Here is a 17189-nt window from a genome sequence, read left to right on the forward strand (position 1 = left end):
GCATGGCGGGCGCATCTCGGTTCACGGCGATTCTCGACGCCAACGTCCTGTTCGCCAAGCTGCAGTGCGACGCGTTGCTCAGCTTGGCCTACGCGGGCCTGTATGCCGCGAAGTGGAGCGCTGACATAGAACGCGAATGGATGGCGTCTCGGCTCGCGAAGTACCCCGGTACTGAGGAGGTCATCGCCGAGAAGGCGCGCCAGATGTGCGAGGCGATTCCCGACTGCATGGTGCTCGGCTACGAGAAGTTCATCGACAGCCTCGATATGCCCGACCCGGACGACCGCCATGTCCTCGCGGCGGCGATCGTCGGGCACGCCGATGCGATCGTCACCAACAATGTCAAGGACTTCCCGGTCGGCTTGCTCGATCAGCATTGCATCGAGGTCCAGACGCCCGACGTCTTCATCGTCAACCAGATCACGCTCCATCAACCGATGGCGCTCGCCGCGCTGCGGCAGATGCGCCTGCGCTGGAACAACCCAAAGCACACACCGGAGTCGCTCATCGAGTTGTTCGAGAAGCGCGGCATGCCGCTCACCGCGGTGCACCTGCTGAACTGTCTTGAGGCGGTCTGAGCCAGCCCGCGATTCGCAGTGATCTGGAGATCGAGGCCACGATCGGTGAGCCCCGATCCGCGTTCGGTCTCGTGGTCATCACTCCCTCCGGCCGTCGCCAACTCATGAAAGCGATACGCTGAGTTACACGTAGCCCTGTCTTCGTTCGATTGACCCGAACGTCTAGGTCAGTGAAGGCGCATGTAAAACGGCTTGGCAGGTCATCAAACAGTAATTGTTCTCATTTCATATTTGCACAACGACCTGAAAGCCGCCCTCTGTGCCTGTCGGGCATCCATGGCCGGACCCCTGCCTCGTCGCCCCACGTATCGACTTGCCATCGACCGGCGCCTGATCGCCCGGTCCCGAGAACAGGAAGGCGCAACCATGTCGTTTCACCCGTCCGAGCCCTCGCTTGGAGAAGTTTTCATCGTCAACCGCGCACAGCTCTGGCGAATAGCGCGAAAGATCGTTCGTACCGCCGACTTGGCCGACGACGTCACACAAGACGCCTATCTGAAGATCGTCGACGGCCCCTGTGAGCGCCAGGCCGAGCGACCCTTCTCCTATTGCTGCCAAGTGGTGCGCAACCTGGCGCTGGACTACTGCCGTCGCCACACGATCGAGGCCGCGTACCGCAGCTTCGACGTGGACGTCGAGGTGGTGGAAGTTCCCTGCGTGGCAACGCCGGACCGCGCCCTGCGCGAGCGCCGCGTGATCGACGCTATCGACCGCCTGCTCGGCGCACTGCCGCCGCGCACGCGCCATGCATTCGAGCTCTACCGGATCGAGGGGCTCACGCAGCGCGAGATCGCTCAGCGCCTCGGCTGCTCCCTGGGCCTGGTCAACGGGTTGATTGGGGAGGCGACGATTGCGATTGCGCAATGCCGCCATCTGCTTGACGGGTGATTGAAACGGTTTGCGCCCGGTGGTGTAAGGTAAAAGCCTTCAACACGCGCAGGCCGAAGCCCGCTCCCGTCATGACCCAACAGCAGGATGACCCCGTCTGGCACACCGCATGGACCTGGGTCCAGCGAGAGCACGAACGCGAGCGTTTCGACGACGCGGCACGCGCCGAGATGATGGCGTGGCTGCGCGCCGATCCCTCGCATCGCACCGCCTACGACAAGGCCGCGCGACTCTGGCTGCTGGCCGGGCTGGTGCCACCGGCGCCTCGCTGAGCCTCGCACCGCATCCCTCCGGATGCAGGCGCTGAACAGATTCGCGCCCCAACCGTCTTGCTGATCGGAAGCACTGTCGCTGGCTTCGCCGGTGACTTCGTCTCCGCTTCCGTCAACCATCGCAAGAGGATGCATCCGATGTCTACCAGCTGCTTCGACCGCGAAGACGAGCGCTTCATCGTTCTGGTCAACCACGAAGACCAATACTCCATCTGGCCGCACTGGAAGGCAGTCCCCGGCGGCTGGCGTGCAGTCGATGGTGTGCAGGGCGACAAGAAGACGGTGCTCGACTATGTCGAGAAGACCTGGACCGACATGCGCCCCAAGTCGCTGCGCGACTGGATGGCGCAGCAGGAGCCCGCAGCGACCACCGCCGGCTGACGCGCATGCGGCCTGCCGTCTCGTTGCTGTGCCTGCCCTGCGCGGGCGCGAGCGCCACCATGTACCTGCGCTGGCGCCGCCTGTTGCCTGGCTGGATCCAGATCCTGCCGGTGGAGCTGCCCGGGCGCGGCGCGCGCCTGAGCGAGGCGCCCGCAGCGGATTTCGATGCCCTGGTGGAGCGGCTTTGCGACGAGCAGGCCGAAGCCATGCGCGGCTGTTTCGCGCTGTTCGGACACAGCATGGGAGCCTTGCTCGCATGGGGTGTAGCAAATCGGCTGCGCACACGGGGCCGCGCGCTGCCCACCGCGCTGCTTGTGTCCGCCAGCGCGGCGCCATCGCGACGCGATGCCGAGCGCTTCGCAGGCATCGACGGCGACGGGGCCCTCGCCGCCGATTTGCGCCGGCAGGGTGGAACGCCCGAGGCGGTGTTCGCGAGCGAGGAGCTCATGCGCATCACGCTGGACGTGTTGGGCGCCGATTACCGCCTCTGCGAGAGCTTCCGCCACGATCGCGGCGCTCCGCTGCCGATCCCCCTGCACGTCTTCGCGGGGCGGCACGACGACATTGAGGCCGCGTCCATGCAGGCATGGTCCGAAGAGGCCGCGAGCGGCTTCACGCTGGACTGGTTGGAGGGCGGCCACTTCTTCATCCGGCAGCATGAGGCTGCGTTCCTCGGCGCGCTTGAAAGGCGCCTGGCCCAGACGCTGGTGCGAGGCGGACATGCTCCTTGCGCGCTTGCATGAGCCCCTGCCCGTCGGCATCGAGGTCTATCGGCTGGACCTCGACCTGGAGGCGGAGCTGACCGACGTGTGGCCCTTGCTCGCGCCGCAGGAGCGGGCGCGGGTGCGCTGCTTCGCGCGGCGCCCGGACCAGGTGCGCTTCGCCCGCGCTCGCGCGGCGGCGCGGCTGCTGCTGGCGCCGCGGCTCGGATGCCGTCCCGGCGACGTGCCGCTGGCCATCGCCGAGAGCGGCAAGCCCTTCGTCGCCGCCCCCGCTGGTGCGCCGCTGTTCAACATCGCCCATTCGGGCCGCCATGCACTCGTTGCGCTGGCGCCGCCGCGCGGGGTACGCGCGCTGGGCGTCGACATCGAGGTGCTGCAGCCCGACCTGGATGCCGAGCTGATCCTGGAGGCGGCCTTCACCGAGCGCGAGGGCCGAGAGGTGCGCGGTGCACGCGACCGGCAGGAGGCCCTGTATCGGCGCTGGGTGGGCAAGGAGGCGGTGCTGAAGGCGATCGGCGTCGGCATCCCCCTGCACCTGAAAAGCGTCGGCATCCACCCGGGCGCCGATCACGCGCTGGCCATCGAATGCGCCGTCCCTGGGTGGTCCGATGTCGAGGCGGTCAGCCTGGCGGCGCCGCCAGGCTATGCCGCCGCGCTGGCTTGGCGCGCGGCCTCTGCTGCGAAGCCCTGTGCGCGCGCCGCCTCGCCGGACCTTTGCGAGAACCAAGGCTCATCAAGCAGGAGTCCAGCATGACGACACCGCCCCCGGCACGTCGGCACCCACAGAACTTCGTGGCGCACCTCCAGGCGCTGGCACGCGAGCGCGCCGGCGAGGCCTGGATGGTCGTGGCGGACGGCGCGGGCGAGCGCGCCATCGAGTATGGCGCCTTCGAATTGCGCGTGCGGGCGCTGGCTGCCCGGCTGCAGCAGGAGGCCGCGCCGGGCGAGCGCGCGCTCGTCATGCTCGACAACGACGAGTTGTACGCGATCGGCATGCTCGCCTGCTTCTATGCGGGCGTGATCGCCGTGCCGGTGTTCCCGCCGGAGTCGGCCCGGCCACAGCACCTCGACCGCCTGCGCGTGATCGCGGGCGATGCGCAGGCCACATGCGTCCTGAGCTCCAACGCGCTCATGGCGGCGGCGCCGGGCGGCGGCCTCTTCGGCACGATGCAGGCGATCGCCGTGGACGCGGTGGACGATGCGCTCGCGCAGGCCTGGCGGTCGCACATGCCGCAGGACGGCGACATCGCCTTCCTGCAATACACCTCCGGCTCCACCTCCGCCCCCAAAGGCGTGATCGTGACCCATGGCAGCCTGATGGCCAACGAGCAGGCCATCCAGCACAGCATGGGCATCAGCGCCGAGGACAAGTTCGTCTGCTGGTCGCCGCTCTATCACGACATGGGCCTGATCGGCGGACTGCTGCAGCCCCTGTACAGCGGCATCCCACTCGTGTTGACCTCGCCGGGCCATTTTCTGGAGCGGCCGGTGCGCTGGCTGGAACTGATTGCGCGGCACCGCGCCACGATCAGCGGCGGTCCGGACTTCGCCTACCGCCTGTGCCTGGAGCGCGTGAAGGATTCGCAACTGGCGCAGCTCGACCTGTCGAGCTGGCGGGTGGCCTACACCGGCGCGGAGCCGGTGCGCTGCGACACCATGACGGAATTCCAGCGCCGCTTCGCTGTCGCCGGCTTCGATCCCGCCGCCGTCTACCCCTGCTATGGCCTGGCCGAAGCCACGCTGTTCGTCACCGGCGGGCGGCGCGGCGGCGGCATGCTCGCGCGCGGCTTCTGCGCCGAGGACCTGGCCGCGGGCTTGGGCGAGCCGCCGGAAGAAGGCTGTGAAGGCACCTTGCTGGTGGGCTGCGGCGCGCCGCCGCCGGGCCACCTGCTCGCGATCGTCGATCCCGCGACGCAGTCGCCGGCGCATGACGGGCGCGTCGGCGAGATCTGGGCCAGCGGACCGAGCCTCGGACGCGGCTACTGGGCGCGCGAGCGCGAGACGCGAGAGAGCTTCGTCGAGCACGAAGGCCGCCGCTGGCTGCGCACGGGCGACCTCGGCTTCGTGCGCGAGGGCCAGCTCTACGTGACCGGGCGGATCAAGGACCTGATCGTCATCCGCGGCCATAACCTCTATCCGCAGGACATCGAGCGCACCATCGAAGCCGAGGTGGACGCGGTCCGCAAGGGCCGTATCGCGGCCTTCGCGGTCGAGGGCCCCTCGGGCGAGGGCATCGGCGTGGCGGTCGAGGTCTCCCGAAGCATGCAGAAGCTGGTGCCACCGCAGACGCTGGTCGATGCGCTCGGCGCAGCGGTCAGCGAAGTGTTCGGCGAGCCGCTGTCCGTGGTGCTGCTGCTGAACCCAGGCGCGCTGCCGAAGACCTCCAGCGGCAAGCTCCAGCGCAGCGCATGCCGACAGGGCTGGGCCGAGCGCAGCCTCGCCGCCTATGGCGTCTTCGAATGGGGCCGCTTCGTCGTCGGCAGCGGCCTGCAGGCGGCGGAGCCCGCGCCGCCGCGCGACGTGCTGGAGAGCGCGCTCGCCGCCATCTGGCAGCAGGTGCTGAGGCGGGATGCGCAGCAGCCTCTGGCGCGCGATACGCATTTCTTTGCCAGCGGCGGTAACTCGCTGGCGGCGGTCCAGGTCGCTGGCCGCATCGCAGAGCACTGGGCCATCGATTTCCCGGTGCGCGCGCTGTTCGAGGCGCCGCGGCTTTCGGACTGCGCCGCCGCACTGCGCGAGCGCCTCGCCGGCGGCGCTACGCCGGGCGTGCAGCGCATTCCCGTGCTGGACGCCCAAGACCGCGCCGCCGTGCGTCCCTTGTCGCGTGCCCAGCAGCGCCAATGGTTCCTCTGGCATCTGGACCGCTCGAGCACGGCGCACCACGTGGCGGGTGCATGGCGACTCGGCGGCATGCTGCAGCCCGATGCGCTGCGCTGCGCCCTGGACGGACTGGTCGAGCGCCACGCGTCACTGCGCACCGTCTTTCCTGCCGCCGCGGACGGCAACGGCGTGCAGCGGATCCTGGACGGCCTTCGCGTGGCGCTGCCGCTGATCGACCTCGGCGAGGCGGCGCCCGGGAACCGGGAGGCGCGCGAAGCCGAGGCGATCCGCGCGATCCATGCGCAGCCCTTCGATCTCGTGCACGGCCCGCTTTTGCGCGCCGCGCTGGTCCGGCTGGCACCGCAGCTGCACACGCTGGTCCTCGTCATGCATCACATCGTGTCCGACGCGAGCTCGATGCAGATCCTGATCGACGAGCTCGGCCTGCGTTACGGCGCGGCGCTCGCGGGCGAGCCGCTCGTCGTGCCGGCGCCGGCCCTGCAGTACGTTGACTACGCGGCCTGGCAGGACGGCTGGCTGGCCGAGGGCGAACGCGAGCGCCAGCTGGCCTACTGGCGCGCCGAGCTCGGCGACGGTAGCGCGTCGCTGGCGCTGCCGACCGACCATCCCCGCCAGGCCCTCGCCGGCCATCGGGCGGGGCAGCATGCCTTCGAGTTGCCAGCCGCGCTGCTGCGCGACCTGGAGCGGGCTGCGCGCCGTCATGACTGCACCGTCTTCATGGTCCTGCTGGCCGGGCTCCAGGTGCTGCTGTACCGGCACGGCGGGCAGGAGGACATCCGCATCGGCGTGCCGGTCGCAAATCGGCACCATGCCCAGACGCAAGGCGTGGTCGGCTTCTTCGTCAACACGCAGGTGCAGCGCAACAGCCTGCATGGCCGCATGCACCTGGCTCAGGTGCTGGCCCAGGTGCGGCGGGCGGCACTGGATGCCCAGGCCAACCAGGACCTGCCCTTCGAGCAACTGGTCGAGGCCCTGCAGCCCGGGCGCGCCCTGGGCCACACGCCCCTGTTCCAGGTTCTGTTCAACCACTTCCGAGAGGACTACCGGGTGCTGGAGCGCCACAGTGGCCTCAGCGTCGCCCCGCTGCCGGTCGAGGTGCAGGCCGTCGAGTTCGAGCTGGCGGTGGAGGTGCGGGAGCGCGTCCAGGGCCGCGCGCTGGTGCTGCTGCGCTATGCGGCGGCGCTGTTCAACCCGGCGACGATCGAGCGCTTCGGCGCGCACTATCTGCGCGTGCTGCAGGCCCTGGCGGCGCAGCCCCAGGCCGCGATCGCCGATCTGCCGCTGCTCGACGAGGCCGAGCGCTCAACGCTCGCGGCATGGGGCCGCCACGCGCCCCTGGGCGCGCCGGACTGCACGCTGCATGCGCTGTTCGAGCAGCAGGCGCGGGCGCGGCCCGAGGCGACGGCACTCGTTTTCGGCGAGGAAGCGATGCGCTATGGCGAGCTGAACGCGCGCGCGAACCGGCTAGCGCGGCACCTGATCGCGCTCGGCGTGCGACCCGAGGCCCGGGTTGGCATCTCGATGGAGCGCGGCTTGGACATGGTCGTGGCCCTGCTCGCGATCCTGAAGGCAGGCGGCGCCTATGTGCCGCTGGATCCGGATTACCCGGCGGATCGGCTGGCCTACATGGTGCAGGACAGCGGCATCGGGCTGTTGCTGACCCGCAGCGATGCGCGCGCGCGGACCCCGTCCTGCCACGGCATGCAGGTGCTGGAGATCGATGTCCTGGAGCTCGGTGCGCAGCCTGCGCACGACCCGTGCGTGGCGATCAACCCCGGGCAGCTCGCCTACGTGATCTACACCTCGGGCTCCACCGGTCGGCCCAAGGGGGCGCAGCTCAGCCACCGCAACCTGGCCCGGCTGCTCGCCGGGACCGAGCCCTGGTTCCGCTTCGGGCCCGACGACATATGGACGATGTTCCATTCCTTCGCCTTCGACTTCTCGGTGTGGGAGATCTTCGGCGCCCTGTGCACCGGCGGCAGGCTGGTGATCGTGCCCTTCTGGACCAGCCGGTCGCCGGACGATTTCCTGGCGCTGCTGCGCGCGCAGCGCGTCACGGTGCTGAACCAGACGCCCTCCGCCTTCCGGCCGCTGATCCATGCTGCCGTGCAAGCTGGCGCCGGCGACCCGCTCGCGCTGCGCTGCGTGATCTTCGGCGGCGAGGCGCTGGAGCCCGAGAGCCTGCGTCCCTGGATCGAGCGCTTCGGCGATGCGCAGCCGAGGCTCGTCAACATGTACGGCATCACCGAGACCACAGTCCACGTGAGCTACCGGCCGATCACACGGGACGACCTGGCGCAGAGCCGGCGCAGCCCGATGGGCGTGGCCATCCCCGACCTGGGGCTGCGCGTCCTCGATGGCGATCTCAACCTGCTGCCGGCCGGCCTGCCGGGCGAGCTCCATGTGGCCGGCGCCGGCCTGGCGCGCGGCTACCGGCAGCGTGCCGGGCTGAGCGCCGAGCGCTTCGTCGCCGATCCGCTCGATGCGCGCGGCGGCCGCCTCTACCGCACTGGCGACCTGGCGCGCTGGGGCGCCGACGGCCAGCTCGAATACCTGGGGCGCGCGGACCACCAGGTCAAGCTGCGCGGCTTCCGCATCGAGCTGGGCGAGATCGAGGCGCAGCTGCTGGCCTGGCCGCCGGTGAAGGAGGCTGCGGTGCTCGTCGCAAGCGAAGGGGCCTCAGAAGCGCAGCTCGTGGCCTACGTGACCGTGCACGCCGGCCGCGACGCCGACGTGGGCGCGCTGAAGAACAGGCTGGCGCAGGTGCTGCCCGCCTACATGGTGCCCTCGGCCATCATGGTGCTGGAGGTGCTGCCGCTGAACGCCAACGGCAAGCTCGACCGCCGGGCCCTGCCGGCGCCCGTGGCCGTCCGCCAGCATCCCTACAAGGCGCCGCGCGGACACGTGGCCGAGGCGCTCGCCGCCATCTGGTCGGAGGTGCTCGGCATGGAGCAGGTCGGCGCCGACGACAACTTCTTCGATCTCGGCGGCCATTCGCTGCAGCTCATCCGCATGCACCGACTGGTGGAGGAGCGACTCGCGGCCGGCCTCACGGTGGTCGACCTCTTCAAGTTTCCGTCGATCGCTGCGCTCTGCCGGCGTATCGAGCAGGGCGCCGCCGCACCGGGTGCGGCCGAGCAGCGCGAGGAGCAACGCGTGCTGCGCCAGCGCGCGGCACTTCAGCAGCGCCGTCCTTCCAGAGAGAAAGCCAACTGATGCAAGAAGAAGATTCCATGCAGGGGCGTGACGGCCTCACGGGCCTGGAGATCGCCGTGGTCGGCATGGCGGGCCGCTTCCCCGGCGCGAAGGACATCGACGCCTTCTGGCGCAACCTGCGAGACGGCGTGGAGTCCGTCGCCACCTACACCGACGAGCAGCTGCGCGCGCGCGGCGTTTCCGAGGCGCTGCTGGCCGACCCCGACTACGTGAAGGCCGGTGTCGTGTTCGAGGGCGCCGACCAGTTCGACGCCTCCTTCTTCGGCTACACGCCGCGCGAGGCCGAGCAGCTCGATCCGCAGCACCGCATCTTCCTCGAATGCGCGTGGGAGGCGGTGGAGCATGCCGGCTACGACCCGCAGCAATGGCCGGGCGCCGTCGGCGTCTTCGCCGGGCCGGGCGCCAGCGTCTATCTGATGCGGCACCTGCTGCCGCAGCAGGGCGGCCTCGACGCCGGCAGCCGGATCGCCGATCTGCTGGCGCTGGTGGGCGGCAGCTCGGCCGAGTCGCTGTGCACCCGCGTCGCCTACAAGCTCAACCTGCGCGGGCCCGCCATGACCGTGCAGACCGCCTGCTCGACCTCGCTGGCGGCGGTGCACCTGGCCTGCCAATCACTGCTGGCGCACGAATGCGAGATGGCCCTGGCCGGCGGGGTGTCGCTCAACCTGCTGCAGAACGGCGGCTATCGCTACCAGGCCGGCGCCATCCTCTCGCCCGACGGGCATTGCCGCGCCTTCGACGCCAAGGCGGCCGGCACCCTGCTGGGCAGCGGCGCCGGCGTGGTCGTGCTCAAGCGGCTGGAAGACGCGCTGCGCGAGCGCGACACCATCCATGCGGTCATCAAGGCCACTGCCGCAAACAACGACGGCGCCGACAAGATCGGCTTCACCGCGCCCGGTGTCGCCGGCCAGGCGGCGGCGATTCGCGCCGCCCAGCTGCTGGCCGATGTGCCGGCCGAGACCATCGGCTACGTCGAGGCGCACGGCACCGGCACCACGCTGGGCGACCCCATCGAGGTGGCTGCGCTCACGCAGGCCTTCAGGGCTGGCACCCAGCGCCGGGGTTTCTGCGCGATCGGCTCGGTCAAGACCAACATCGGCCACCTGGACTGCGCCGCCGGCGTAGCCGGGCTCATCAAGACCGTGCTCGCGCTGCGGCATGGGACGCTGCCGGCCAGCCTGCACTTCGAGGCAGCCAACCCGAAGATCGATTTCGACGGCAGCCCCTTCCACGTGAACGCGGCGACCCGGCCCTGGCCGCGCGGGGATGGCCCTCTGCGCGCCGGCGTGAGCGCCTTCGGCATCGGCGGCACCAATGTGCACGCGGTGCTCGAGGAAGCGCCCGCCACGCAGGACCGCAGCGAGGGGGAGGGCGAGGACGAATGGCAGGTGCTGCCCGTGTCCGCCGCCGGCGATTCGGCCCTGCGCGAGGCCATCGAGCGCCTGGCCGGCCACCTGGAGACGCATCCGGAGATGCGGCTCGCGGATGTGGCGCACACGCTGCAGTGCGGACGGCGCGCCTGGGCCCACCGTGGCGCCGTGGTGGCGAAGACGGCGGCCGAGGCCGCTCAGGCCCTGCGCGTGCTCGAGCTGCCGCCGGCCGCTCCCGTGGCCGCACAGACGCCGGAGGTCGTCTTCCTGTTCCCCGGCGGCGGGGCGCAACACGCCAATATGGGCGCCGCGCTCTACCGCAGGCATGCGGTCTTCCGCGACGAGATCGACCGCTGCTGCGCGTTCCTGCGCGCCGAGATCGGCATCGACCTGCGCGAGCACCTCTTTCCGGCGCCGGGCCAGGAATCCCTTGCCGACGAGGCCTTGTTCCGGATGGCGCTCGCCCAGCCCGCGCTCTTCGTGGTGGACTATGCGATGGCGCGCCTGTGGATGAGCCGCGGCGTGCAGCCGGCGCTGATGCTCGGCCACAGCCTGGGCGAGTACGTGGCCGCCTGCCTGGCCGGCGTGTTCTCGCTGGAGGACGCGCTGCGCATCGTCGCCGCGCGCGGGCGGCTGCTGGCCTCGATGGGCGAGGGCGCCATGACCTCGGTCGCCCTGCCGGAGGCGCAGCTGCGGCCCTTCCTGGCCGAGGGTTGCGATCTGGCGGCGGTGAACGCCGAGCAGATGTGCGTGCTGGCCGGCCCGCTGCAGCGGATCGAGGCCGTCGAGCGCGAGCTCGCGGCCCGCATGCAGGTGCCGCGCCGCCTGCACGTGGCCGTCGCTTCCCATTCGGCCATGACCGAGCCGGTCATGGCCGAATTGGAGAAGCTCGTCGCGTCTGTGCCGCGGCATGCCCCCCGCATCCCCTTCATCTCCAATGTCAGCGGCAAGCCGATCACGCCCGAGCAGGCGACCGACCCGCACTACTGGGCCCGGCACCTGCGCGCGACCGTGCGTTTCGCCGAGGGCCTCGGCGAGGCGCTGCGCGTGCCCGGCCGCGTGCTGCTCGAAGTAGGGCCGGGCGACTCGCTGACCGGCCTGGCGCGCCTGCATCCGCTGCATGCGCGCTGCTGGGCCAGCCAGGGTCATGTCCAGCAGCAGGCGCGCAACGAGCAGCAGTTCGCGCAGGCGACGGCCGGCCTGTGGTGCGCCGGCGTGGCCGTCGACTGGGCGGCGTGCCGCGCCGGTGCGCTGCCGCGCCGGGTGCCCTTGCCCACCTATCCCTTCCAGCGCCGGCGCTATTGGATCGAGGCCGGCAGCCTCGCCGCGGTGCAGGAAGCGCGCGCGGCCGGCAGCGCCGCGCGCCGGCCGGCCGACTGGTTGCATCGGCCGGCCTGGCGGCGGACGCCGGCGTCGGCGCCGCCGGCCGCGCAGGGGGGCAGCGTGCTGGTCCTGGGCGAAGGCGCCGGCCTGGCGCAGGGCCTGCTGCGTGCCTTGCAGGCGCAAGGGCGCACCGTGGTTCTGGCCGAGCCCGCCGAGGCCTTCTCCCGCTTGGGGCCGCTGCACTACCGGCTTCGCATCGGCGAGCGCGAGGACCACGAGCGGCTGCTGCGGGAGGCCGAGGCGGACGCCGCCCCCGTTACCGAGATCTGCCACCTGTGGAGCCTGGACGACGACGCAGCCGCGCGTGCCGCCATGCCGGCCCTGCTGGAGCGCGGCTACTTCAGCCTGCTGGCCCTGGCCCAGGCCCTCGGCGCGGCGCCGTCCGCGCACGCGCAGCGCAAGCGCACGATCACCGTCGTCGCCAGCCAGGTGGCGGACGTGGCCGGCATCGAGGCCCTGTGCCCGGAGAAGGCGCTGCTGCTGGGCCCCTGCAAGGTCATCCCCCAGGAATGGCCGGAGCTCGCCTGCCGCCTGATCGACGTGCTGCCGCCCGCCCATCGCGAGGCGCAGGACCGTCTGGCCGCGCAGATCGTGGCCGAGATGGGCCTGCCGGCCGGCGAGTCGCCGGTGGCCTTGCGCGGCCCGCACCGCTGGACCCGGGTCTTCGAAGCGGCCGGCGTGCAGCCCGAGGCCGTGCCGCCGCGCCTGCGCCGCGGCGGCGTTTTTCTCGTCACGGGCGGCCTGGGCGGCATCGGCATGGAACTGGCCCGGTACCTGGCCTCCGCGTGGCAGGCCAGGCTGGTGCTGATCGGGCGCAGCGCCGTGCCGGCGCGCGAGCACTGGCCGGCGCTGCTGGTGGCCGAGCCGCCGGACAGCCCCCTGCGTGCCCGGCTGCAGCGGCTGCAGGCCCTCGAGGCCGAGGGTGCCGAGTTCCTGGCGCTCCAGGCGGACGTGAGCGATCCGACACAGCTCGAAGCGGCGCTCGCGCAGGCACGGCAGCGCTTCGGCGCCATCCACGGCGTGATCCATGCGGCCGGCGAGCCCGGCGGCGGCGTGATCGCGAACCGGACCCGCGCCGCGGTGGCGAAGGTCTTCGCGCCCAAGGTGCAGGGCACCCGCGTGCTGATGGAGGCCTTGCGCGGCGATGCGCCGGACTTCGTGCTGCTGTGCTCCTCGCTCAGCGCGATCGCCGGCGGCTTCGGCCAAGTCGACTATTGCGCCGCCAACTGCTTCCTCGACGCCTTCGCGGCCGAGGCCGGCCGGCGACCCGGGCCCTTCGTGCTGTCCGTCAACTGGGACGCCTGGCGCGGAGTGGGCATGGCGGCCGGCCAGACGCTACCCGAGGACGTGGGCATCGCGCCCGGGGAGGGCGGCGCGCTGCTCGAGCTGCTGCTGGCCGGGCCCGCCGTGGCGCAGACCATCGTCTCCACCTCACACCTGGAACGGCAGCTTGCGCAGATGGCGACCACCGAGCTCGCCGACCGCCTGCTGCCTGCGCCGGCGGGCCGGCGCCAGACCCATGCGCGGCCGGCGCTGTCGACGCACTACGTGCCGCCCGAAGGCGAACTGGAGCAGGACCTCGCGCTGCTGTGCAGCGAGTTCCTGGGCATCGCGCCCATCGGCATGGACGACAGCCTGTTCGAGCTGGGCGGCGACTCCCTGGTCGCGATCCAGATCCTCGCCCGCGCGCGCAGCGCCTATGGCGTGGCACTGCATCCCGCCGCCTTCTTCAGGACGCCGACGGTGCGGGCGCTGGCCCTGCTCGTCGAGACCTGCCTGATCGAGGACATCGAGAACACCGATCCGGGGCCGGCCGGCGCGCCCGATCTCATCGCCGAGAAAGTCGAACATGTCTGATATCGAACAGCGCCGCGCCCGCCTGAGCCCGCAGCAGAAGGCCCTGCTGCAGGAGCGCCTGCGCGGCGCTGGCGCGGCAGCCCAGGCGGCCAATGAAACGATCACGCGCGGTCCCGACGACGCGCCCGCGCTGCTGTCCTTCGCCCAGCAGCGGCAATGGTTCCTCTGGCAGCTGGACCCGCACGGCCCGGCCTACCACCTCGGGGGCGGACTGCGCTTTCGCGGCCGGCTCGACGCGCAGGCGCTACGGCAGAGCCTGCAGGCGCTGGTCGAGCGCCATCCATCCTTGCGCACCGTCTTCCGGCCGGGGCCCGACGGCAGTGCCGAACAGCACGTGCTGCCGGCGCAGCCGCTCGAGCTGCCTTGCATGGACCTGAGCGCACTGGCCGAGCCGCAGCGCGAGAGCCGCATCGAGGACGAGATGCGCGCGCTCTGCGAGCAGCCCTTCGACCTCGGTCGGGGGCCGATGTTTCGCGCCGCGCTGTTCAGGTTGGCGCCCGAGCTGCACCAGCTGGCAGTGGTGATGCATCACATCAGCTCGGACGCGTGGTCGACGCAGCTCATCATGGACGAGCTCGCCGTGCTCTACCGCGCACGGCTGCGGGGCGAGGCGCCCGGCCTGGCCGCGCTGCCCATCCGCTACGCGGACTACGCCGCCTGGCAGCGCCGCTGGCTCGAGGGCGAGGGGCGCGGGGAGGGGGCGCGGCAGCTGGCCTGGTGGAAGCAGCAACTCGGCGATGCGCAGCCGGTGCTCGCGCTTGCCGCCGACGCACCGCGGCGCGCCGATGGCCGCTACCGTGGCGAGCGCCATGTCGTGACGCTGCCGGTGGCGCTGCTCGCCCCGCTGCGCCGGCAGGCGCAGGCGCAGGGGGCCACCCTCTTCATGGCCCTGCTTGCGGCCTTCCATGCACTGCTGCACCGTTACACCGGGCAGACCGACATCCGTGTCGGCGTGCCGATCGCGAACCGCAACCGCGCCGAGACCACTGGCGTGGTGGGCTTCTTCGTGAACACGCTGGTGATGCGCGCGCGCCTGGACCATCGCACCCCCCTGGCCGAGCTGCTGGCCCACACCCGCGATGCGGCGCTGGGCGCGCAGGCCCACCAGGATCTTCCCTTCGAGCGGCTGGTGGAGGCGCTGCAGCCGCAGCGCAGCCGCAGCACGACGCCGCTGTTCCAAGTGATGTTCAACCACCTGCGGCGCGACCGGCGCTCGCTGGCGCAATGGCCCGGGCTCGCGGTCGAGCGGCAGGACATCGACCAGCAGGCCGCGCAGTTCGAGCTGGCGCTGGAGACCTGCGAGTTCGAGGACGGCGGCGTCGAAGCGAAGTTCCTGTATGCCGGGGAGTTGTTCGAGCGCGCAACCATCGAAGCCCTGGCCGGGCACTACCTGGCGCTGCTGCAGGCGTTGGCCGAGCGGCCGCAGGAAGCAGTGGGCGAGGTAGCGCTGATGGGTGCGCCCGAGCTGGCGCGCCTCTCGCAATGGAGCGTGAACGACGAGCGGCATGCCAGTTTCCAGCCCGTGCATCGGCTGTTCGAGCAGCAGGCGCGGCGCCGGCCGCACGCCGCGGCGCTGGTCTTCGGCGACGAGGAACTGAGCTACGCCGAGCTCGACCGCCGGGCCAACCGCCTGGCACACCGGCTGGTCGCGCTGGGCGTGAAGCGGGAGACGCGGGTCGGGGTCGTGATGGAGCGTTCGCCCGGGCTCGTGGTGGCCCTGCTCGCGATCCTGAGGGCCGGCGGTGCCTATGTGCCGCTGGACCCGGCCTATCCGGACGAGCGGCTGGCGTACATGGCGGCCGACAGCGGCCTGGGCCTGCTGCTCGCGCACGGCGGCCTGGGCGCGCGCATCGCCGGCGTCGGCTCGCCGGCGGTGCTGGACCTCGACGCGCTGGACCTCGACGCCGAGCCGACGCAAGCGCCGCGGGTCGAGGTGCACGCGGAGCAGCTGGCCTACGTGATCTACACCTCGGGCTCCACCGGCCGGCCCAAGGGCGCGGCCAACCGGCACGGCGCGCTGTCCAACTGCATGGCATGGATGCAGCAGGCCTACGGGCTCGGCGAGGACGAGACCGTGCTGCACAAGGCCGCCTTCGGCTTCGACGTGTCGGTGTGGGAGATCTTCTGGCCGCTGACCGTCGGCGCGCGGCTGGCCGTGGCCCATCCCGGCGACCATCGCGATCCGGACCGGCTGGTCGCTGCGATCCGGCGGCATGGCGTCGGCACCATCAACTTCGTGCCTTCCATGCTGCGGGCCTTCCTGGAGCACGAGGAGGCCGGGCACTGCAGCTCGCTCCGGCGCGTCGTGGTCGGCGGCGAGGCGCTGCCGGCCGAAGCGCAGGCCCTGCTTGCCGAGCGGCTGCCGCAGGCACGGCTGCACAACCTCTACGGGCCCACTGAAACCGCGATCCATGTCATGCACTGGACCTGCCGCGCCGACGGCCGCAGCCAGGTGCCGATCGGGCGGCCGATCTCCGCGGTTCGCGCCCATGTGCTCGATGCCGGCCTGGGCCGGGTGCCGGCCGGCGTGGCCGGTGAGCTGTACCTGGGCGGGGCCGCGCTGGGGCGCGGCTACCTGGGGCGTGCCAGCCTGACGGCCGAGCGCTTCGTGGCCGACCCGTTCGACAGCGAAGGCGCACGGCTTTACCGCACCGGCGACCTGGTGCGCTGGAACGGCGAGGGGCAGCTGGAGTACCTGGGGCGCATCGACCACCAGGTGAAGATCCGGGGCTTTCGCATCGAGCTGGGCGAGGTGGAGGCGCAGCTGCTGGCACAGCCGGGCGTGCGCGAGGCGGTGGTGGTGGCACGCGAGGGCGCGGGCGGCGCGCGACTGGTGGCCTATGTCACGGCCGTGAGCGGACGAACGCTGGACGCCGCGGCGCTCCAGGCGCAACTGGGCCGCGTGCTGGCGGACTACATGGTGCCGGGTGCGATCATGGTGCTCGAGGCCCTGCCGCTCAATCCGAACGGCAAGCTGGAACGGCAGGCCCTGCCGGCGCCGGCGTTCGGCAGTGCCGACTACGAAGCCCCGCAGGGCGCGATGGAGGAGAACCTGGCGCAGGTCTGGGCCGAGGTGCTGGGTGTGCCGCGCGTGGGGCGCGGCGACAGCTTCTTCGCGCTGGGCGGCGACTCCATCCTGAGCCTGAAGATGATGGCCCGGGCCCGCGAGCGCGGCTGCCCGCTCGTGCTGCGGCAGCTCTTCGAGCACCAGGTCCTCGCCCGGGTCGTGCAGGCGATGGTGGCCGAGCGCGAGGCGGCGCCGGCGATCGTCGCGACGCCGGCTTCGCAGCGCGCCGGCTTGTCGCAGCTGTCGCATGCCCAGGCGCGCCAATGGTTTCTGTGGCAGCTGGACCGCGGCAGCGCGGCCTACCACATCGCCGGGGCGCTGAAGCTCCAGGGGGCGCTGGACGTCGATGCGCTGCGCACCAGCTTCCATGCGCTGGTGCAGCGCCACGAGTCGCTGCGCACCGTGTTCCGCGCCGATGCGCAGGGGCTGGCGCAGCCCGTGGTTGCGCCGGCTCCCGGTCTCGACATTCCGCTCGTCGACCTCGGCGAGTGCGAGGCCGCGAAGCGCGAAGGCCGTGCACAGCAGGAGGCCCGCCGCCTGAGCCAGACGCCCTTCGACCTGGGCGAAGGGCCTCTGCTGCGCGTGGGTCTGATCAGGTTGTGCCCGGACGAACA

General features: G+C 71.5%; 9 protein-coding genes. All 9 read left to right on the forward strand.

Going from position 1 to position 17189, the window contains the following annotated elements; all coding sequences use genetic code 11:
• The first annotated feature begins 2 nt into the window (after window positions 1-2).
• Window positions 3-578 carry a VapC50 family PIN domain-containing toxin gene (locus ACMGEZ_RS21715; protein WP_436824343.1) on the forward strand — a complete coding sequence of 192 codons (576 nt, stop codon included), beginning with the start codon at window positions 3-5 and terminating at the stop codon, window positions 576-578.
• A gap of 366 nt (window positions 579-944) precedes the next feature.
• Window positions 945-1466 carry a sigma-70 family RNA polymerase sigma factor gene (locus ACMGEZ_RS21720; protein ID WP_436824344.1) on the forward strand — a complete coding sequence of 174 codons (522 nt, stop codon included), beginning with the start codon at window positions 945-947 and terminating at the stop codon, window positions 1464-1466.
• 71 nt (window positions 1467-1537) lie between these two features.
• Complete coding sequence (locus tag ACMGEZ_RS21725; RefSeq protein ID WP_436824345.1) at window positions 1538-1738, forward strand: DUF4880 domain-containing protein; 201 nt, start codon at window positions 1538-1540, stop codon at window positions 1736-1738.
• A gap of 138 nt (window positions 1739-1876) precedes the next feature.
• Window positions 1877-2119, forward strand: a complete 243-nt coding sequence (locus ACMGEZ_RS21730) for an MbtH family protein (protein ID WP_436824346.1) — start codon at window positions 1877-1879, stop codon at window positions 2117-2119.
• A gap of 5 nt (window positions 2120-2124) precedes the next feature.
• Entirely contained in the window at window positions 2125-2862 is a 738-nt protein-coding gene (locus tag ACMGEZ_RS21735) for a thioesterase II family protein (protein WP_436824347.1), read from the forward strand.
• Window positions 2855-3595 carry a 4'-phosphopantetheinyl transferase family protein gene (locus ACMGEZ_RS21740; RefSeq protein WP_436824348.1) on the forward strand — a complete coding sequence of 247 codons (741 nt, stop codon included), beginning with the start codon at window positions 2855-2857 and terminating at the stop codon, window positions 3593-3595. The genes ACMGEZ_RS21735 and ACMGEZ_RS21740 overlap by 8 nt, the downstream gene beginning before the upstream one ends.
• Window positions 3592-8898 carry a non-ribosomal peptide synthetase gene (locus ACMGEZ_RS21745; RefSeq protein ID WP_436824349.1) on the forward strand — a complete coding sequence of 1769 codons (5307 nt, stop codon included), beginning with the start codon at window positions 3592-3594 and terminating at the stop codon, window positions 8896-8898. Before ACMGEZ_RS21740 ends, ACMGEZ_RS21745 begins: the two co-directional genes overlap by 4 nt.
• On the forward strand, window positions 8898-13508 hold the full coding sequence (locus ACMGEZ_RS21750) for a type I polyketide synthase (RefSeq protein WP_436824350.1): 4611 nt from the start codon (window positions 8898-8900) through the stop codon (window positions 13506-13508). The genes ACMGEZ_RS21745 and ACMGEZ_RS21750 overlap by 1 nt, the downstream gene beginning before the upstream one ends.
• Window positions 13501-17189 (forward strand): non-ribosomal peptide synthetase (locus ACMGEZ_RS21755; protein ID WP_436824351.1); only part of this gene is annotated, 3689 nt, incomplete at its 3' end. The genes ACMGEZ_RS21750 and ACMGEZ_RS21755, both read left to right, overlap by 8 nt.

Origin of the sequence: Variovorax stachyos, from assembly GCF_051400855.1 — a bacterium.
Lineage (GTDB): Bacteria > Pseudomonadota > Gammaproteobacteria > Burkholderiales > Burkholderiaceae_C > Variovorax.